Origin of the sequence: Leptolyngbya sp. FACHB-60 (assembly GCF_014695775.1) — a bacterium.
Classification (GTDB): Bacteria; Cyanobacteriota; Cyanobacteriia; order Phormidesmidales; family Phormidesmidaceae; genus Nodosilinea.
Genome location: NZ_JACJOX010000059.1, coordinates 1 through 19599, shown reverse-complemented (window position 1 = coordinate 19599; position 19599 = coordinate 1). Strand labels below are relative to the sequence as shown.

The 19599-nt window shown below is 55.6% G+C and carries 20 protein-coding genes; 8 read left to right on the top strand and 12 right to left on the bottom strand.

All coding sequences use genetic code 11. The features are described 5' to 3' along the window. Positions 1-7: 7 nt before the first annotated feature. Positions 8-1186 carry a histidine kinase gene (locus H6F57_RS22490; protein WP_190628867.1) on the bottom strand — a complete coding sequence of 393 codons (1179 nt, stop codon included), beginning with the start codon at positions 1184-1186 and terminating at the stop codon, positions 8-10. Positions 1187-1628: 442 nt separating this feature from the next. Here H6F57_RS22490 and H6F57_RS22485 point away from each other — a divergent pair, with 442 nt between their 5' ends. Both H6F57_RS22485 and H6F57_RS22480 read left to right on the top strand, forming a co-directional pair. Then, positions 1629-2204, top strand: coding sequence for a hypothetical protein (locus H6F57_RS22485; RefSeq protein WP_190628866.1), 576 nt, complete (start codon positions 1629-1631; stop codon positions 2202-2204). A 110-nt stretch (positions 2205-2314) separates the two neighbouring features. Next, complete coding sequence (locus H6F57_RS22480) at positions 2315-2791, top strand: hypothetical protein (RefSeq protein WP_190628865.1); 477 nt, start codon at positions 2315-2317, stop codon at positions 2789-2791. Between the two features lie 88 nt (positions 2792-2879). Here the strand turns inward: H6F57_RS22480 and H6F57_RS22475 are convergent, their stop codons facing one another. The 8 genes from H6F57_RS22475 to H6F57_RS22440 form a co-directional block, all read right to left on the bottom strand. Next, a complete protein-coding gene (locus H6F57_RS22475; RefSeq protein WP_190628864.1) occupies positions 2880-3602 on the bottom strand; it encodes a lipase family protein in 723 nt (240 codons plus the stop codon). A gap of 68 nt (positions 3603-3670) precedes the next feature. Then, positions 3671-5314 carry a S8 family serine peptidase gene (locus tag H6F57_RS22470; RefSeq protein WP_190628863.1) on the bottom strand — a complete coding sequence of 548 codons (1644 nt, stop codon included), beginning with the start codon at positions 5312-5314 and terminating at the stop codon, positions 3671-3673. A 263-nt stretch (positions 5315-5577) separates the two neighbouring features. Further along, positions 5578-7557, bottom strand: a complete 1980-nt coding sequence (locus H6F57_RS22465; protein WP_190628862.1) for an ABC transporter ATP-binding protein — start codon at positions 7555-7557, stop codon at positions 5578-5580. Between the two features lie 99 nt (positions 7558-7656). Beyond that, the gene (locus H6F57_RS22460) at positions 7657-8034 is read right to left on the bottom strand and encodes a hypothetical protein (RefSeq protein WP_190628861.1); all 378 of its coding nucleotides are present in this window, start codon (positions 8032-8034) and stop codon (positions 7657-7659) included. A 95-nt stretch (positions 8035-8129) separates the two neighbouring features. Then, the gene (locus H6F57_RS22455) at positions 8130-9872 is read right to left on the bottom strand and encodes a VWA domain-containing protein (RefSeq protein ID WP_190628860.1); all 1743 of its coding nucleotides are present in this window, start codon (positions 9870-9872) and stop codon (positions 8130-8132) included. A gap of 95 nt (positions 9873-9967) precedes the next feature. Beyond that, on the bottom strand, positions 9968-10615 hold the full coding sequence (locus H6F57_RS22450; protein WP_190628859.1) for a hypothetical protein: 648 nt from the start codon (positions 10613-10615) through the stop codon (positions 9968-9970). Between the two features lie 36 nt (positions 10616-10651). Then, a complete protein-coding gene (locus tag H6F57_RS22445; RefSeq protein WP_190628858.1) occupies positions 10652-11257 on the bottom strand; it encodes a hypothetical protein in 606 nt (201 codons plus the stop codon). A 184-nt stretch (positions 11258-11441) separates the two neighbouring features. Beyond that, positions 11442-12653, bottom strand: coding sequence for a M20 family metallopeptidase (locus H6F57_RS22440; RefSeq protein WP_190628857.1), 1212 nt, complete (start codon positions 12651-12653; stop codon positions 11442-11444). A gap of 155 nt (positions 12654-12808) precedes the next feature. Here H6F57_RS22440 and H6F57_RS22435 point away from each other — a divergent pair, with 155 nt between their 5' ends. From H6F57_RS22435 to H6F57_RS22425, 3 genes are all read left to right on the top strand, one after another. Further along, a complete protein-coding gene (locus H6F57_RS22435; RefSeq protein WP_199294874.1) occupies positions 12809-13231 on the top strand; it encodes a DUF433 domain-containing protein in 423 nt (140 codons plus the stop codon). 82 nt (positions 13232-13313) lie between these two features. After that, positions 13314-13586 carry a hypothetical protein gene (locus H6F57_RS22430; RefSeq protein WP_190628856.1) on the top strand — a complete coding sequence of 91 codons (273 nt, stop codon included), beginning with the start codon at positions 13314-13316 and terminating at the stop codon, positions 13584-13586. Between the two features lie 243 nt (positions 13587-13829). Continuing rightward, complete coding sequence (locus H6F57_RS22425; RefSeq protein WP_190628855.1) at positions 13830-14735, top strand: restriction endonuclease; 906 nt, start codon at positions 13830-13832, stop codon at positions 14733-14735. Positions 14736-14998: 263 nt separating this feature from the next. On the opposite strand, the gene H6F57_RS22420 is transcribed toward H6F57_RS22425, so the two are convergent. Continuing rightward, entirely contained in the window at positions 14999-15220 is a 222-nt protein-coding gene (locus tag H6F57_RS22420; RefSeq protein WP_190628913.1) for a helix-turn-helix transcriptional regulator, read from the bottom strand. Between the two features lie 167 nt (positions 15221-15387). On the opposite strand from H6F57_RS22420, the gene H6F57_RS22415 reads away from it, so the two are divergent. After that, positions 15388-15591, top strand: a complete 204-nt coding sequence (locus H6F57_RS22415; protein WP_190628854.1) for a hypothetical protein — start codon at positions 15388-15390, stop codon at positions 15589-15591. A 281-nt stretch (positions 15592-15872) separates the two neighbouring features. On the opposite strand, the gene H6F57_RS22410 is transcribed toward H6F57_RS22415, so the two are convergent. Further along, positions 15873-16244, bottom strand: coding sequence for a hypothetical protein (locus H6F57_RS22410; protein ID WP_190628853.1), 372 nt, complete (start codon positions 16242-16244; stop codon positions 15873-15875). Positions 16245-16410: 166 nt separating this feature from the next. On the opposite strand from H6F57_RS22410, the gene H6F57_RS22405 reads away from it, so the two are divergent. Beyond that, complete coding sequence (locus tag H6F57_RS22405; RefSeq protein WP_190628852.1) at positions 16411-17073, top strand: DUF1295 domain-containing protein; 663 nt, start codon at positions 16411-16413, stop codon at positions 17071-17073. A gap of 63 nt (positions 17074-17136) precedes the next feature. Beyond that, positions 17137-19068: an ABC-F family ATP-binding cassette domain-containing protein gene (locus H6F57_RS22400; RefSeq protein WP_190628912.1), complete on the top strand. Its 1932-nt coding sequence runs from the start codon at positions 17137-17139 to the stop codon at positions 19066-19068. A 108-nt stretch (positions 19069-19176) separates the two neighbouring features. Here the strand turns inward: H6F57_RS22400 and H6F57_RS22395 are convergent. Beyond that, the coding region (locus tag H6F57_RS22395) for an IS630 family transposase (RefSeq protein WP_190625376.1) at positions 19177-19599 on the bottom strand (423 nt) is incomplete at its 5' end.

Sequence of the window (19599 nt, the reverse complement as noted above, 5' to 3'; positions counted from 1 at the left end):
ATTACAGCTAAGCCCGATAAACCGGCAGGGTAAAGAAAAACGAGCTACCTGCCCCAGGGACTGAGTCAACCCAGATTTGACCATAGTGAGCGCGCACAATGCGCTGGCAGAGAGCCAGCCCCAGCCCATAGCCATCCTGAGTAACGTCGCGCTGAAGCCGATAGCTCTCTTCAAAAATTTTGTCGCGGTTTTCGGGCGGAATGCCAGGACCAGTATCTACCACAGACACCTGGACTTTTTGAGTGGTGCGATGCAGCGCAATGATCGAGACCTGTCCCCCCTGGGGCGTATATTTAATAGCGTTGTCGAGCAGGTTGGTGACGACGCGCTTGACCTGGGTGCCGTCGGCATAGACAGTCGGCAGATCTTGGGGAATTTCGGTGGTTAGACTCTGCTGTTTTTCCTGAAGCCGATTTTGAAAAGCATCGACCACCTCCATACACAGTGCAGGCAGATTCAGCTCTTGGGGCACAATCTGAAGCTCCATGGATGCTCCCCGAGCCGCCTTAAGAATATCGGTAATCATCCGATTGATGGCTCGAATTTGGGTCTTGGCATGCTTTAGCAACTGGCCTGTGAGTTCAGGGCTGAGGGTAATGTTGCGGGTTTGGTTAGGGGCATAGCCCAACTCCAGGGTTTCAACCGCAATGGAGGCGGCCGTGAGTGGGTTGCGCAGGTCGTGAGCCATCATGGCGATGATCCGATCCTTGAAACGCAGCTGGGCCTCTAGTTCTTCACGGGTTTGGTTGAGCCGAAAGATCTCGTCGGAGAGCTTCATCAGCTCGGCGGAATTGGTCAAGAGGTCAGTTTGCTGCGCTAGAGAGTCGACCGTTGGGTTTGGGTCGGCCTCTGCCCCTAGCAAACTGAGGGTATCGAGGTGCTCTTGCTGCCACTTGGGCCACCAGCGCTCTAGCTGGTTAACAATGTCGCTGCCCGCCAGCATCTGCTGGGGAGCGGGGGAAATTTTGATCAGCGCCGGGCTGGCTACCAACTTGTAATGCTCAGCGAGGTAGGGCTGTTCACCGATGTCAACGACATCAAGGTTGAGTTCGAAATGGGTCTCTAGGGTTTTCAGATACTGCTTGATCTGGCGCATTTGCTGGGCCAAGCTGGGCCGCTTGTCAATAAACAACAGCAGTTTGAGGGGCACCCGAACGTCGTCAAAGGAAGTGGAGGAACCCTCCATTGCTGTCTCCTACAAGTTTGGAAACCGGTTTCTACCTACGATTTTACCCTGACTCTTAGGTCTCTACAGCCCAACTGATGGCCTCGGCCAATTTTAACCAGTTGCGAAGCTGGCCCATCGACAGATGTTTAATTGAGGTATTGGCCCGAAACTATACCCAGTGGCAAGACAAGTTGTGTAGAGCGCGATCGCCCCTCGGCGGATAGTGAAATTCATAGCTAACTCAAGCCGATTGCAAACAAATGACCACCACTAACAAGAGTTGTTACGGTTCGCCGTTAGGGTGTAAATCTGGTTGCTGAGGTCTACTACATTGAGTTCAAGCCACAGACCTTGAAAGGGGCATGGAGCGCCGCATTGGAGCATTGAGCTAGAGCGAGAACTGAGTCTTCTCAATGACCGATTAGCGATATGTAAAGATTAAACGAAAGGGGGCAATAAAATGGGTATCAAAACGTTTCAATCAACCCTATTTTCTTCCCTGGTAAACCGTGTTTCAAGCCAGGGCCGGAGTTGCGATCGCCGCGCTCTATCATACGTATTTTTAGGTGCAGTTACGGCTGCGGCATTGGGTACTGCTGCTCAAGCTCAAACTATAGATCATCAAACTTCCCCAGAGGCGTTAGCGGTTGCTCAGACTGCCGCTGAAACCGTGGGTGAGCGCTATCTGTTTGGCCAAGTTCCTCAGCCCGATCAGATTGGTCAAGGCTATGTGGTGCTGGAGCGTACGGGCGATCGCGTCTATGGCGCGCTCTATTACCCCAGTTCATCCTTCGACTGCTTTGAGGGCCAGGTGCAGGGCACCGAGATTTCCATGACAGTCATCAACAGCTACGACCAAGCCGACACCTACCCCTACAGCCTGGCCATGGTTGAGGACTCGGCGGTAGCGTCTAGCGATGCCTCTGGTGAGCTAATTCCTTTTGGTCTCGATGGTTTTCACGCCATTGGCGACCTGAGCGAAAACGATCACCGCATGCTCGAAATGTGCAGTGGTGTGGTTAGCTCAGCTCAGTAAACGTAGGTTGGGCGAAGTTGTCAGAAGTTGGTTCAGCCGTTACCCAGTTAACTGTTGAAAGGGGAGCTCTAGTTTATGCTTAAGGCTCCCCCATTATCGTTGTAGGTCGCGTGAACGCAGCAGAACAGGCCAGCAGCATTGAGTTTGCCAGCAAAATTGCCGCCGTAGTGGGTCTTTTTAAGACCGAGTTTCCCGATCTGCGGGCCGACCTCAAACCCTGGGCCAATGACCCTGACACCCGCGACTTGGTTGATCCTGACTCCATTGATGTGGGGTTTCATTTCCCTGGGGTAAGTCGGCTGTTTCAATGCCGCAGTTTGCTAGTGCAAATTCGCCTATATAGTGAGCTTGAAGACGACAGCAACCACAAATTGTCGCAGATGGAGCAATGTCGGGTGATCGGGCTTGACCTGGCCGGATTTGACCATCGCGGCAAGCGTTGGAGCCTATCTACCATCGATGAATGGGCATTTTCAGGCGAGGTTACCCCTGATCCCACCTGTCGCGAACGGTTGAGACGCTGCTGTCGTCAAGTGTTTGCTTTGTTTAACGCACCGCCAGCACCTGCTGAGCCAGACTGCTTTTAGAAAGCTGTGGTCATCTAGGTTAGGACAGCGGCAGAGCTTATAAGCAGATTGCATGGCGCGATCGCCTTCAATTCTCTCCCGTATTCCGTCAGCTAGCCTTGGCCTCGTCCTCTAGTCCGGCAATGTAGCCATCAATCGAGTGGTCGCTAAAGCGGCGGCGGAGCGGCTGCAAAGTCCAGCGAGAGCCTAGCTGAATGCCTTTTTCCACATGGTCATAGCCCTGCCAGGTGCGGGGAATGCGGGTAACGATATCCCAGCCATAGACAAAGCGATAGCTGTTGGGAATGCGGTCGTTGTATGACTCCACCATGGCACGGTTGCCCACTCGGGGCGCGCCGAAGGTATAGACCTCAAAGCTGAGCTCACGCTTGGCTCCCAGGTTGTACTGAATGTCGAGGGCGGCGATGGTGGCAAGCGCCCCGCCCAGGCTGTGGCCAGTGACAATGACTTTCTGGGCCATACATTTGTCCATGACATCGAGCAGTTGCTGGCGAACAGCAAAGTAGGCCGACATAAACCCCTGGTGAAACTTGACTTCGGTGTTGCCGTCGCCGTAGGGGTAGACCTGCTGGCGAAACTGAACGTTGTTCATCCAGTCAATAGATTTTTCGGAGCCACGAAAGACAATGTAGAGGCGATCGCTGGTCATCTCGTTCAAAATTGACACCTGGGTGTCGGTAAAGCCATTGTCCTGGCTTTCCACAAACACCGGCTCAATGTCGGGATAGCTCGAAAACCGCAGGCCGCTAAAATCGCGGTAGACCTCCTGGCACAGGCGAGCGCATTTAAGCGCAACGGTGTAATCGACCATTGGGCATTCCTCAAAAAAAGGCTTGGGTTTTTCTTAAGATATCGTGGCTGAAACTCCTGCTGTATTGCCTAGGGCGCAGGCACCGACCACCAGGCCAGGGCATAGGGTTGAGTGGGTTCGCTGTGGGCCTGCTGCTTGTAGATAACTCTCAGTTTGTACCGACCCGTTTCCGGAATCTGGTAAAAAATGTGTTCAACGCTGTCGACCTCGCTCACCGAAGACCACACACTCTTCGTGATGTCGTCTTCGTCAGCGGGCATCAGGTACACATCGAGGTTGTTGAGCCCTTTGTCGTTAAAGCCCTCGCCCAGATCGTAGAGGCCGTTGCTGTTGGCGTCGACCAGGTCTACCACCCGCTCCCAAGCCAGGGTGGCCGATAAAAAGCTGCCCGCCGCCAGGGCATCGGCAAACTCGTAGTCGTGGACGGTAGCGGGCTGGGCCTCTAGCTCGGCAAAGTTCCAGCCGATAGCGGGGATCGCCTGGTCGGGGCCAGTGGCACCGGGGGCTAGCTGTTGGTAAGCGCGGTAGGCGTTGAGGTGACCTGTGCCCAGGTCGCTGTGGAGCGGAATCTTGCGATCGCGGTAAGCATCAGACTCCAGCCAAGAGCGGTTGCCGTCATCGACTAGGGTACGGGTCATACCCAGGCGCAGGCCGTCGCCGCTGTCTTTAATCTTGTCGGCAGAGTTGAGCAGCACAGCTTTCATCACCATGGGGTGACGGGCCTCTAAAGACCAGTTGGACGACCCGGTGCGAAACTGGCGATCGACAAACTGTTGCATCAGGGCAATGGTGCCCGCCACGTGGGGCGAGGCAAAGCTGGTGCCGCTAGAGCGCCGCACCCGCCCGTCGGGGTCAATCAACTCAATGTCGCTGCCGGGGGCGACCAGGGTAATCGATCGGCGGGGGCCTTCGTTGGTTTCGGGGGCAGCGCGGCGCGATTGCATCGTGGGTTCGCTGCCCAAATTAGAGTAGTCAATTTTGTTAAATTGGCCGTTGACCTGGCGCGAGTAGGCAACGTTAAGCCCGTTAAAGTTGTCAGTGGGAATAGGAATGCCGCCGCCACCCTGATTGCCCGCAATCACGTACAGAGCACCGTGTACCCGCGACGACCAGTCGATGCATTGGGTAAGCAGGGCGTTGCCGTCGAGCACCGCGTTGGGACGCGGGTCGCGGCCTAGAGGTTCGCCAAAGCTAAAGTTGATGGCCCGTACGTCACCGCCATTCTGCAATGCCACTGACTGGGAGGCAAGGCATTCTTCAGGCTGGGCGCTGCGATCGCCCAATGGCCCCACTGCCCCCGAGTACAGCATGGCGGCGGGGGCAACTCCCACCCGCAACTTGTCCTGGCTGATCATGACGCTAGCTACATTGGCGGCGTGGCCATCAACATACTCATCGGCCACAGCCCAGCCGTCGAGCACCAGCACGCGCCGCACCACCACAGGCAGAGTTTCTGAGGCTACCTTGTCCAGACCAAACTGGCTGGGGCGGCCAATTTCGACCTGGCCAATGGCAATTTTTTCGCCGGTCAGATTGTAGGGCGCATCGTGCAGCCGTCGGGCGTCAATGCCCTCAGAACCGACCGATTCGGTAAGGGCCAGCACCGGCAGGGCCAGGGGCACCAGAGCGCCAATTCCCCCCAGCCAGAGCAGCGCCTTCAGCCGGGGCTTCGGCCCCCAATGCTGCGTCATTCCCTTACCCCACTTAGCCATAGCCCTACCCTGCTGCAAATATCTCTGGGCAAACTCTATCGCAAAGGCCCCGACCGCGGGCTGAAAACCGCTGAATCTATCTATTTCTTCAGATTTTTCTGCCGTTCGCGCTGGCCCCCAGCCCCCTTATACCAAACCCTAATCACGTAACCCCGATTCCCAAACGGCCAATCCATAGGGGCGTAGGCATAGCCGAGCCAGAGGCTCTATCACATTCGCCCTTCTGAATCGGGGGTTAACCAAGAAGGACTTAGTATGAGGCTCTAAACCCCCAGCCGCTGGAGACGATACAGGCTCGAATACAACCCCTCCCGCGCCAGCAGCTCGTCGTGGCTGCCCTGCTCGACCAGCTCGCCATGCTTGAGCACGAGAATGCGATCGACATGGCGAATAGTGGAAAGGCGGTGGGCAATAATAATCGCCGTGCGCCCCTCCAGCAGTCGCTCTAGGGCCTCTTGAATCATTGCTTCGGTGCCTACATCCAGGTTAGCGGTGGCCTCATCCAGTACCAAAATTCCCGGATCGCGAATCGCCGCTCGGGCAAAGGCCAGCAGCTGCTTCTGGCCACCCGAGAGGTTAGTGCCCCGCTCCCGCAGCTCGGTGTTGTAGCCCTGGGGCAGCTCTTCAATCAGCCCGTGAATATTGGTCTTTTTCGCCGCCTCAACCACCGCCTCTAGGGGATACTCCTCCCCCAAGGTAATGTTGCTCTTCACATCCCCAGCAAAGAGAAAGCCATCCTGCAAAATTACCGCCATGCGCCGCCGCAGCTCCGCCTGGGGCAAATTGCGAATATCGACCCCATCGAGCAAAATGGCCCCCTGGTTAATGTCGTAGAGCCGACACAGCAGCCGAATGATCGAACTCTTTCCGGCCCCCGTCGGCCCCACCAGGGCCACCTTTTCTCCGGGGCGAATAGTGAAGGTGAGGTCTTTGAGCACGTGCTCGTCAGCCTTGTATCCGAAGGTGACGTGGTCGAAGCAGATTTCGGAGGCTTTGGAGAGTGAGAGGGTGAGGGGCTGAGGAGGTGGGGAAGATAGAAGAGATGGGGAGGTGGGGGAAATGGATAGATAGGTGGTGGGGAAGGTGGTTAAGTTATTGTTCTCTTTAGCTATTAATTCCTTCACTCCGTTACCATTGTCTCCTCCAAGCCTCATCGCCGCTTCCCTACCTTCCTCATCTCCGCCCACCTTCTCCGGGTCGCGAATCTCTACCGGCACGGTAAACAGGTCGGTGATGCGCTCCACGGCAGTGAGACCGGCCTGAATGGCAGTAAACTTGTCGGCAAACTGACGCAGAGGGTCGAAGAGGCGTTGGGCAAAGAGAATAAAGGTGGCCAGGGTGCCAAAGGTGAGAGCTTCTTGCATCACCAGCAAGCCGCCGAGCCAGAGCACGCCGCCGATCGCCACCAGTGAAATCCACTCCAGCGTAGACGACACTGCTGAATCGTAGAAAATGGTTTTATCAACGGCGGTGATGTATTTCTGGTTGGTGTGGCGAAACATTTCAGCGTTATAGCGCTCGCGCCGAAACAGCTGCACCACGTTGATGCCCGCCACGTTTTCTTGCAGAGTGGCGTTGAGTTCTGAAAGGTGCTCGCGGGATTTGTAGTTGGCCTTGCGAAACTGCTGCTGAAAGTAAATAATCAGCCAGGTGACGGGCACCAGCAGGGTCAGCAGCATGAGGGCCAGCTGCCACTGCATGGTAAACATCACCACGATCAGCACCAGCATCGAAACCACGTCGGTGACAATGCCCACCGCCCCGGTAGAAAATACGTCGCCTAGGGCATCGACATCGCTGGTGATGCGGGTAATCAGCTTACCCACGGGGGTGCGATCAAAGAAGCGCACCGCCAGCGAGGTGACGTGGATAAACAGGTCGGTGCGAATGTCGGCGGTGATATTTTGGCCCACGGCCTGCACCAGGTAGCTTTGAAAACCATCCAGCAGCAGACGAATGAGGACGGTAACAACCAGCAGCCCCACCAGCAAATTTAGCCCGCTCTGGAGAGTGAAACCTTCCAGAAAAAACATGACCGGCTCTTGACGAATCAGGGAAATAGCCTGGCCAATCAGCACCGGCTGGAGGGCGTTGGCCAGCGCCAGGGGCACCAGCAAAATCAACGGCATCACCAGGGCGTTGCGGTGCTTGTAGATGTAGGGCCACATGCGCAGAAACAGCCGCCAGTCGCTGTCAGGACGGCGAGTGGTGTCGTCGCTAGGGAGGGTGGGGGTAGCGGTCATGGGGACGATGCAAATGTTGACGCAGCCTCCAGTTTAGGCCCGAATCGAGGTAAGTGGCGGAGTCATACTCCCTACTCACCCACCCCTCTCCCCATCCACCTAATTGCCGCAGCTCAGCACCGTAGCGTCGGGATTCTCCTGGGTGGCCTGCTGCATTTGAGTGGGGTTGGGTCTGCCGTAGGTGCTGAGGGTCTGCACGTCTTCGGGCGAGGGAATCGCTTCGGCAACCTCCTGACCCAAGTCGCTAACGTAGATCACCTGGTCGATGGTGAGCTCTCGCTGCTCTTTCTCGGCATAGAGGCTGGCGTAGCGATCGCCTACCCGTTCCTGCCACTGGGCCGGGGCGCAGTAGCTGCGATCGATAATCACCGTCACCGCTGGACCCGCCAGCAGTTGGCGCAACCCCAGCCCTAGGCCGGCAAAGGCCAACCAGCCCAGGCCGAGGGTGAGAAGCAGTCGTTGGTTGGGGTTGCGCATGGGGGCAGGTCGTAAAGCCTTAGGAATAGGGGAAATGGGGTGGGGTATAGGGTTTAAGGCAACACCTTGCACCCTATACCCTAAACCTCAAACCCCTAAAGATTAACCTGGAACAGATCCTTGAACAGGGTTTGCACGTTGTCGGGGGTGCCCTGCTGCACGGTAGACTCGCGCAGGGCTGCGATCGCCTGCAATTCCCCCTGATTCACCTCACCGTAGGCGATGGGGTAGAAGCGCACATCGCTGTGGGTCAGGATGTCTTGAACGGCGTCAAAGGTGTAGCCCCGATTGACCTCGCCGTCGCTGAGCAGCAGCAGGTAGTAGCGCCCGTTGGGGTCTTTTTCTTTTTGGGCCAGCAGGTCGGCTAGGCCCACCATAGCTCCGTCGTACATGGCCGTCGCACCATCGGCCCGCAAACTGTCAACGGTGGCCAAAAACTTTTGGTACTGAAGCTGATCAAAGGGGGCCAGGGGCAGGCGGCGGGTGGGCGCATCGGCAAAGGTGACGACGCTGACGTAGTTGCCCGAGTTAATCTGCCCGGCGGCGACCCGCAGCCCGTCCTTGAGAGCCTGGATGCGCTCCCCTTCCATGGAACCGCTGGTGTCGATCACTAGAGCCATGTAGACGGTGCGGCCCCCGTCTTTGCGCAGCTTCCAGTTTGACTGGGCGGCCAGCAGGGTCTCGCCGTTGGGAAAGGGGGGCACCTGGTTGGCCTTCAGGTAGTCGGTTTCGACAAAGCCCTGCTGCTGGGCCAGGGTCTGCATTTCGGTCGACTGAGCAAACTGGGCAAACCGCTGTAGGGCCGCCGCCTGCTGGGGCGTGTTCCAGTTAAAGCCGACCAGGGGGTTGTTGTGGGGCACGCCAAAGGGCACAAACTCGGTGTCGTTAAAACCGGGCACCTCGCGCAGGGCCAGATAGTTTTGGTATTCCAGCGGAAAGGCTTGCAGGTTGCTCTGGTCGCGCAGGAATAGCTCCTGCAAGTCGAGGGTGGTGGGCGTGGTGATCAGCACCTGCTGCTGAAACTGGTCAAAGACCGAGTTGACCTGAGGGGTTTGCAGCTCGGCCACAGTGAGCGGCCCGCCATTTTCCTGGTGCCCGGCGGCCCGCCAGTAGAGCGTGTAGAGCAGGTTGAGTGCGGTGGCGCTGCTGTAGGGGTTGGGGTAGGCTACGGTGACTTCGCCCGAGGCGATCGCATTCAGCAGCCGGTCAAAGCTGACAGTGCCGTTTTCGGCTAATTTGTCGTAGACGGGCTTAGGCAGCACCCACCCGGCGGTGTTGGGCACCAGGCGCGCGGCCACAGGCACGGTGCTTACCCCCTGGCTCTGTACAATGGCCACCCAGAGATCGTTAGATGGGCTATAACCTTGGGGCTTGACGGCCCCGGCCCCTAGCAACCGAGCAGCGGTGCCCGAGGCCACCTGGCGCACCCCCACCTGAATCACTTCCCCAGAGGGCAGAGTCTCTTGCCGTTGGTTAAAGGCTTCGGCAACTTCCACCAGCCAGCGCTCGTTTTGGCGATTGACGTTGGCCTTTTCAGAGGAACTATAAATCTCTATATATGCGGTATTGCTGCCACCAGGCTGGGCCGCGTGTAGCGGGAAGGTGTTGACATCAGGCAGCGGATCGACGATCTGGTCGGTGGTGTAGCGGCTGGCCACCGCATCGGCAATCAGGTCTTCGCCAACGGTGATCTTGGGCAATACCGACTGCTCTAGAGCCTGCTGAGCGCTCTCCACGGAGTCGACTTGGGGAGCGCTATTAAAAACGTCCGGCGTACAGTTCCACAGCAGCACGGCGCAGAGGCTGATGAGAAACGGAATGAGGGGAAGGCGGCGCATGTCGGGGGGTAGGTGGGGATGAGGAAGATGAGGGGATGGGGAAGTAGATACACGATGAATGGCGTGTTTTCCCGAAGGTTTCAGTAGGTTAAGGGCTACGCAGAATCTTGGTTGTCTTGGAGGATGGTTTTGTTGGCCTCAATCAGGGATTGGAGGCTGTGGGGTAGGGTGCTGTCGCCAACGGTGTCGAGGGTGGAGAGGGCGACCTGGTCTTGGAGCTGTTGCAGCTGGGAGTGAGTGGCCTGGAGGCGATCGCGGCTAGCGGCCAAGCGCTGCTGGGCCATCTGTTGGTAAGCAGGGGTTTCGATCTGGTCAAGCACGGCTAGGCCATCGGCCACCTGGCCCGAGAGATCGAGCACGGTGTGCAGGGCTTCGAGCAGTTCCACTTGCAGAAGGGGGTCGCGATCGTAGATGCGGGCTGCAAAGCGTTGCGATTCAGTAGACCAATCCTGCACTTCGCGCCAAGTTTTTTGGGCCTTGGGCGGCACCCGTTTCTCCAGAGTACCCAGCTGGCTGGCAAAGGTTTGGGCGTCGAGCAGGTCGCCGCTATTCGCTGTCGCTTCGCTGGGGCGAAAGCCCGCCGCCCAGCTGCTCACCATGGCTGCTGCGACTCCAGAGCCCGCCAGCACGGCTACGGGCTTTGGCCCCGCCAAAACTATCATCAGGGCATAGCCCAGGGCGGTGCCCCCCAGCAGTAGATAGGTCTGAGGCTGCCCCCACAAGGTCGATCGGCGTATACCCATAGCCTGCTTAGCCCCTTTAATTAACGCTACTGTAGCCTATGGCACGGTTAGCGTCCCCCCCAGGGCGTTGATGGCATCAGACAACTGGGGTTCGGCGGCATTGGTAGCGGCTACCAGCAGCAAAAACGCTTCTTCGCCGCGCTGGCGGGCAAAGATTTTGCCGGTAATGGGCTGGGGCGGGGCGGCTCCCTGGCTGAGGCGACCCGTCCAGTTGATGCGGATGCCGCCGCCGGGGATGGGCTGCACGTCGTCGCCTGCGGCAAAGCCCTCCCCCGCGCCAAAGGTGCTCTCTGCTGCCGCCACCAGGGCTGCTTCGGGTGTCTGGGCTGAAGGTAAGGGCGCTACCGCTACGGTGTAGGCTAAACTGCCATCCTCCGCCTGAAATAGAGGACTGCCACCCGCCGAACTAACGCTGTAGCCGTCTAAAATGCCAATCTGAAATCGGCCCTGGGGGTCTTCAAAACTGCCGCTGACCATGGGCAAGGCCGGAGCCAGGGCTGGCGGTGGGGCATTGGTTTGAGCAATCGCATCCCGATTACTAATCCCGCCGCTTAGGTGCATCCCCTGGGTTAACAAGATACTCACGACTAGGGCGATCGCCGCGATCGCCAGCCCCCTAAACCGCCGAAACAGCTGCCCCATGGTGGAATCCTCGTTATTTAACCGCCAAGCATAGCAACTCTGCTGGCTGAGAACCCTCCCCATTAAAGAAGTTAACTTCGAGCGTTCCCTGGGCAAAGTCGTTTGCCCTAATGGACAAGCATTGTCAACGCGGAGCGTCCCCAGAGGAGAAAGGGAACACCTAACCCCCTACCCATCCACCCATCTACTCCTCAAAGTAAGCCTCTACACAGCGCACAAACATCTCCACCCCCAACCCGAGAGCCGTTTCATCAAAATCGAAGCGGGGGTGATGGTGGGGGTAGGCCAGTGCCTTGTCGGCATTGGCCGAGCCTAAAAAGAAGTAGCACCCCGGCACTTCCTGCAAGAAAAAAGCCATGTCTTCGCCGCCCATGGTGTGGCAGTCGGGCACCACTCCTGCCGGGGTTTCTACCACCGCTAAAGCCACCGATCGCACCAGATCCGCCATGCCCGCATCGTTGATCACGGGGGGGTATAGAGCTCTGTAGTCGAAGCTATAGCTGGCCCCATGGGCCTGGCAAACGCCCGCAATAATCTGCTCCATGCGGGGAGCGAAGTAGTCGGCATAGTCAGGGTCAAAGTAGCGCACAGTGCCGCCAAAAGTGGCAGTGTCGGCGATCACGTTTTGAGCCTTGCCTGCATGAAACTGACCCACGGTAACCACCGCCGACTTGGTGGGGTCGATGTTGCGGGCCACAATAGTTTGCAGCGCGTTAACAATCTGCGATCCGACCACGATGGAATCGACTGTTTGGTGGGGCAGCGCGCCGTGGCCCCCTTTGCCCTGCACGGTGCAGGTAAAAAATTCTGACGCCGCCATCAACGCCCCAGTGCGCACGCCTACGGTACCTAGGGGCAGGTTATTCCACAGGTGCAGGCCAATCATGGCCTCCACGTCGGGGTTCTTCAGCACCCCAGCTTCAATCATGGGTTTGGCACCCCCCGGCCCCTCTTCGGCGGGCTGAAAGATAATTTTGACAGTGCCCGCAAAGTCCCGGTGGTGGGCCAGGTAGTAGGCGGTGCCCAGGGCGATCGCCACGTGGCCATCGTGTCCGCAGGCGTGCATCACTCCGTCGTGCTGTGAGCAGTAGGGCACGGTGTTTTCTTCTTGAATGGGTAGGGCATCCATATCGGCGCGAATGCCCAGCACAGGGCCAGGCCGGGTGCCCTCAATCACTGCTGCCACACCGGTTTGAGCAATGTTGCGCTGGTAGTCAATGCCCCACTCGCTGAGCTTCTCGCAGATAAAGTCGGCGGTCAGCCACTCTTTAAACCCCAGCTCAGGCCGCTGGTGCAGGCCACGTCGCCAAGTGACCAACTGGTCTTGCAAAGATTGAATGGCGGGGCGAATGCGATCGCGGTTGACGGGCAGCGGCGGGGCAGTGGTGGCAAACATAGCGCAACAAGAGAGAAATGGGGTTTATCAAACCTCTCCTGCGGGCGAGAGGCACTTCTATCAGCATAAACCAGTCGCCTTGGCCCCCTGGGGCTGCCGCAGACAAGACCCGGCCCAGCATTTGCAGTTTAATAGGAGGTGTTCAACCCGCACCTATGCTCACATCTATGACGCTCCAGGAATTACAAGATCAGGTTCTGCAACTCTCTGTCGAGGACCGTTGGCAGCTCGTGAATACGGTTTTAGCCTCGCTGCAAAAAGAAACCCACTGCGCTCTGATGGAACCCGACCCTGCCTTTCCAGATATTGCCTTTCGCTCCGATGCCGAGAATAGCTGGGTACCTGTGGTGCATGGCACTAGCATTCATGTGCGAACCGTGGTGATGGCGGCGACTGAGTGGGACTGGTCAACGGAGCAGATTGCCGAAGAGTATGGTCTTTCTGAAGCTCAGGTGAAGGCGGCCCTAGTCTTCTATCAGGCCCACGGCGATGAGGTGGCTGTAGCCGTCACTGAGCAGATACCCGCGAAAGCACAAGAGAAGGTAGCAGAAAAAACGATCGAAGCAACAAAGGCCTAACCTCACCCTACCCCTTTCTACAGAGCCCTCCCAAATCGGAGCAGCGTTAAACTGTCAATAACGCAGTTACAAAAGTTAACCAATGCTTCCCGATTTGATGGGTGCCACCCGAGACTACTGGCGCAAGCTAGACGAGGTCCAAGCCGCCTACCAGCGCGACGAGTTGACCATTGAAGAGGTCAACGCCGAAGTTAAGGCGCTGATGGTTGAGCTGGGCCAAACCCGGCGACAGCTGCTGCGCGACTCTTGGGCGATCGCGCAAACCTTTGTCAATCAGCAGGGTGAGGCCCTAGCTGGGGTGGCCGCATTAGGTGTACTGGCCTACGTGTGGCTGGTGGCCAACGGGCAGGCTTAAGCGTCCCCCATTGCAAATATTTGAATTCAGCATGTTGGTAGAGGGTGAGTACTAAGCGAACCTGTTTAGGTCAGGGGAAGCGCTAAAGTCTGCGATATTTTCAGGGCTGGTGCTCAGCGCTGACGCTGATTTCTCGCTGGGCAGCCAAAGTACTTGCCACTTAGGCAGTAGTTATACAAGCTTGCTAAGCAGGTAATATAAAGAACAAATAGAGGCAGAAGCTTTCCACTTCAGTAGTTTTTTGTGCTTATACCTGATTATCAATCCGTAATGCTTCCGCTTATACAGATGGCTGCTGATGGGCAGGAGTATTCACTGAGAGAAGCTATTGAGAAGCTTGCTCAGCATTTTAGGCTTAATGATGAAGAACGTCAGGAAATGTTGCCGAGTGGTCGCCAAGCTACTTTTGACAACCGAGTTGGGTGGGCAAGAACTTACCTAAAAAAAGCTGGACTTTTGCAGTCAACTCGTCGAGGGTACTTTCAAATTACTCCTAGAGGTAAGTCAGTTTTCCAAAAACAACCATCTAGCATTGACGTCAAGTTTTTAGAGCAATTTCCTGATTTTCTTGAGTTTAAGAAAAGCAAGCGAGATCAATCAGAAATAGAAAATTTAGGTGCCACTGTTCTGGAAAAGACTCCAGAAGAAAACTTGGAGTCTATTATTCAGGGGCTAGCTCAAGATCTGGCATCTGAGCTTTTAGATAACATTAAGAGCTGTTCTCCTAGTTTCTTTGAGACACTTGTAGTTGATGTACTGGTTAGCATGGGTTATGGGGGAACTCGTCAAGATGCTGGCAAAACCGTTGGTCGTAGCGGTGACGGTGGAATAGATGGAATCATTAATGAAGATCGGTTAGGATTGGACATTATCTATATTCAAGCTAAGCGTTGGGAAAACCCTGTTGGTCGACCTGAGATTCAAAAATTCGCAGGTGCTTTACAAGGTTTTAGAGCTAGAAAGGGAATTTTTATAACATCCTCCTCTTTCACCGCTGAGGCCAAAGATTTTGTTTCCCGAATTGAAAGCAAAATTATTCTTATTGATGGGCAATCTCTAGCCCAACACATGATTGAATTTGGTGTAGGAGTAAACACCCGAAAAGTATACGAACTCAAAAAAATAGATTTTGATTATTTTACAGAGTAACGGAAAAACTCCTACTGCTTCTGTGTCTCGTTGTCTGAAGTTTGCTCTGGCTCATTTGCAAAAGATTCTGATTTTTTTACCGCAGCGATCGCTTAAATGAACAGATAGCTAAAAAGCTCAGGTAGGACCTCAGCTTTTTGGCTATCTTGCAAATCAGGTAATTGAAGCTGATGGATAAGTTCTAAGACTCGGCCACACCCATCTCTCAGCTCTTATAAATCAAAACTTTAAGCGTTTTATCTTGAATTGCTAAAGCGCGTTTTCTAGTTGCATAAATATAAACGAACAAATTCATCAGCAGCATCTTGGTTGATCTGCTTCAAGGCTTCCTTAATCTCGAAAATTACCTCGCCAGCTGGGTCGCGGAGTTCTTTCACCCAGCGGTTCACGTTGGCGCGGTCTGTACCCATTGTCACTGCCAACTTGTTTTGGCTAATGCCGTAAGTCTCCAAAACCTGCCGTAGTGCGCTGCCTGCCCTTCCCATAGCCAAATTTTGGCAGAGGGGGCTAGGCTCGTCCATGTTGCCAATGTGTCAGCGTTCGTTTATGCTGCCAAAATGTCAACATTATTTTTGCCATGTCACAAGCTAACCGTTCGCTTGCCAATGCAACTTCCCACCTCCGCCACTCTGCCTTTCTTGCTGCTGCTGCCATGCCACAATCCACCGATTTGCCTGTTGAAGGTCGTGAGCCTGTGCAGCTGATGGTGATCGGCAGTGCTCAGGGCATCGAAACTATTGTGCAAACGTTGCACCTGCGGGGCTTTGCCCACGTTAGCGAGTGGAGCATCGTCATGCCCCACAGCTCAGGCAAACTCATGCGAGTGCTCACCCGATGGGTGCAGGAGATGCGCTGATGTGCCTGGTTCTAGCCCCTACACCAACTTCATCACCACGATAGGTCCGTAGGGTGCATAACGCTAAGGCGAGCCCCCGCCAATGCGAAGCAATGCACCACTAAAAAACCATGCCAAAAGATAGGCACATCCTAAATTTCAGCATTGACAGAGCACCAGGATGTGCCACCAAATTTTCGTTGCAATCCTTATTCCGTCAGCAACGCCATGCCCGACCCAAAAGCAGGCTAGGGGCTATAACCGCTGATGCTTGGGCATCAGCGGTTAGTTGATCCCAACTTTCAGTTCGATTTACCCGATGCCCCCGTAACTCGCTTAACGGCATCTGTGGCCTTTTCAACCAAGCTTTCATTGTCCTCTTCAGGGTCAACTTTGCCCTCAGCCTGGCGCATTTCTTCCCGTATGCCTGTCGCTTCGCTCATGTCATAGGCCCGGTTTAACCGTTCTTCGGCACTCAGCGGTTTGCCCTCGGTGCGACCCGTGAGTTGGTCTTTAGTTTGACCGTGGGCCTCTTTTGAATCGAAGGGAATTTGGGCCAAACTCGGCTGTACAGCAATAGTTAAAAAACTGGTCAAGCTGAGGAAACAGGCCAACCCAACCATCAGCAAGCGTCGTCCCATGCGATCGCAGCGGAACAAGGAAAATAACGTCATAGGAAAATCTCGTAGTCTTGGCGGAGAGAATCTTCGCTGGAAAATGGACCTCTTTGGGTCATCCCCGCGGTGGCTTTAGCCTATCGGCGCGAGGGGTATGCCCTGTTCCGTCTAGCGATATATTTTCGTCATCGCTACGATAGTGAAGCCATCTAGGGACACTGCAATGAAAATAAAGCACGTCATTAACCTCCACAAAGGCACTACAGCTCTTTTCGTTGTGGCCCTGATGGTGGCTTACCAAAACTTTGGCCTGGGGCCGTGGGTTTACCTGGCTCTCCACGGCACCTACGGCCTGCTGTGGCTGCTCAAAGACCGCCTGTATCCCGACAAGCAGTGGGAGCAAACCATTCCCCCAGCCACCGGAATTTTTAGCTTTGGGTTCATTAGCCTCTACTGGGTGGCTCCCTTTTTGCTGGTTAGCCGGGGGGTAGAGCCGCCGTTGCCTTTGGTCGCAGGGGCGATCGCTCTCAACATCCTCGGCATATTTCTGCACTATGCCAGCGATGCTCAAAAATACTTCACCCTCAAATATCAACCGGGGCTAATTACCGAAGGCCTTTTTGCCCGCTGCCGCAATACCAACTACTTAGGCGAGATCTTGATCTATCTCTCCTTTGCCCTGCTGGCGATGCACTGGTTGCCCTTTGCCATTTTGGGTTTGGTTGCCGCTATGCTGTTTGTGCCCAACATGCGCAAAAAAGACCAGTCTCTATCGCGCTATCCTGAGTTTGCAGACTATAAGGCGCGATCGGGGTTGCTGCTGCCTCGGCTTTTCGGCACTTATGCGGCTAGTTCTCAAACCACCGCTGGTGAAATGCCTAACTAATTGACTTCGCCCCGCCAGCATACCCTAGGGTCTATGATCTAAGGGTTCATGACCCAGCTGCCCATGACTCTGTTTACTTTGCGCTCTGCCACCAAAGACTTTGGCATTAAGGAAATTCTCCGCGATGCCAGCTTTAGCCTAGATGAGGGCGACAAGGTGGGCCTAATTGGCACCAACGGCTCAGGCAAATCAACCCTGCTGAAAATGATTGCCGGGCTAGAGCCCTTCGACGGTGGCGACTTTTGGGTTAACCCTGGGGCCAAGATTGTCTACCTGCCCCAGCAGCCCGACTTTGAGGCCGATCGCACCGTTTTAGAGCAGGTCTTTGCCGACGCGGGCGAGCAGATGGCGCTGATTCGCGAGTACGAAGACATCTCGCACCACATGGCTCAGGGCTCAGGCAACGCCGATGCCCTAATGGCCAAGCTCTCGACGGTATCCGAAAAAATTGCCGCTGCCGATGGCTGGGATTTAGAGACCAACGCCAAGGCAATTCTTAGCCGCCTGGGCATTGATGACTTTGACGCCAAAGTGGGCGATTTGTCGGGGGGATATCGAAAGCGGGTAGCGATCGCCGCTGCCCTGCTTGCTGACCCCGATGCCCTGCTGATGGACGAGCCCACCAACCACCTCGATGCCGAATCGGTGGAGTGGTTACAAAGCTACCTCAGCGGCTTTCGCGGTGCGCTGCTGCTCATCACCCACGATCGCTACTTTCTCGACCAGGTCACCAACCGCATTCTCGAAATTGACCGGGGCGACCTCTACGGCTACGCAGGCAACTACGCCTACTACCTGGAGAAAAAAGCCCTGTCTGAAGCGGCTGACCAGAGCACCCAAAAGAAGCACGCTGGCGTACTGCGCCGCGAGCTGGAATGGCTGAAGCGCGGCCCTAAGGCCCGCAGCACCAAGCAAAAGGCCCGCATCGATCGCATCGGCGATATGCAAAACCGCGAGTTCAAAGAATCCCTCGGCAAGGTAGATATCTCAACCGTCGGTCGCCGCATTGGCAAAAAAGTGATCGAGCTGGAGAATGTCTCTAAAAGCTACGAAGACCGCCTTTTATTCAAAGACTTCACCTACGATTTCGCCCCCGACGATCGCATCGGCATCATCGGCCCCAACGGGGTTGGCAAATCAACCCTGATGAACGTAATCACCGGACGCCTAGAGCCCGACACCGGTACCGTCGATATCGGCACCACCATCCACGTCGGCTACTTCGACCAGCACTCCGAAGATCTGTTCGCCAACCCCAGTCAGCGGGTAATCGAATACTTGAAAGAAACCGCCGAGCTGGTCACCACCAACGACGGCAGCGTAATCACCGCCTCCCAAATGCTGGAGCGGTTTTTGTTCACTTCTAACCAGCAGTATTCTCCTTTAGAGAAGCTTTCTGGTGGCGAGCGGCGGCGACTGTTTTTGCTGCGGGTGCTGCTCTCGGCCCCCAACCTGCTGATTCTCGACGAGCCCACTAACGATCTCGATGTGCAAACCCTCGGCGTATTGGAAGAATACTTGGAGGAGTTTAACGGCTGCGTGATTGTGGTTTCCCACGATCGCTACTTCTTAGACCGCAGCGTCAACACCATCTTTGCCTTTGAGGGCAACGGTGTACTGCGAAATTATCCGGGCAACTACTCAGTCTATTTAGACTACAAAAAAGCAGCCTCAGACACTGATAAACAGAATGAAAAGCAGGCAGCGGCCAACAAATCTCAGGCTGCATCTACTCAGACTGTAGCAAAGGTGGACTCAAGCGCCGATGCCAAGACCAAAAAGCTCTCCTACAAAGAAAAGCGAGAATACGAGCAGCTAGAAACTCAAATTCCTGCTATGGAGGCCGAAAAAGCGGCGCTAGAAAAGCAGCTCTACGGCAACCCGCCCAGCGACTATAGCGAGGTGACAAAGCTCTCAGAGCGACTGGGCGAACTCACTGCCACCATCGATTCCTCCACCGAACGCTGGATGGAACTAGCGGAGCGGATGGAGTAGGCATCCACGGCAAGCAAGTCAATTAGTCGCAACTGGTAGGGGCGCAAGGTTTTGCGCCCGATGCAACATCTGTAGCTTTGTTATATAGCAATCCGTGGATAGATTCGGTCAGTCAACGAAGGCTTGGTCAACGACTTGGCGAAAGGGTTGGCCGGATTGAATCTGTTTTCGCATCCGGTTTTTCAGAACAAACCATTGATGTTCAATTGGGTTCAAATCCGGGGAGTAAGGCGGCAGATATAAGAGATGACAGCCCCCCTGACGAATCAATGCTTCAATGCGTCCACCTTTGTGAAACGAGGCGTTGTCACAGATGATCACACTGCCAGCTTCGAGTACGGGCAAAAGTTTCTCCTCTAACCATGTTTCAAACACCAGGCGATTGCAGTACCCCTGATAGGTAAGTGGGGCAACGAGCTGATGGTGATGCCAAGCCGCTATAAAGCTCACTCGTTCGGTACGATTGCCCCGACGTTCAGCCGCGAATCGTTCGCCTTTCAAGCACCAGCCGTAAGCATAGTCTTCGGTATT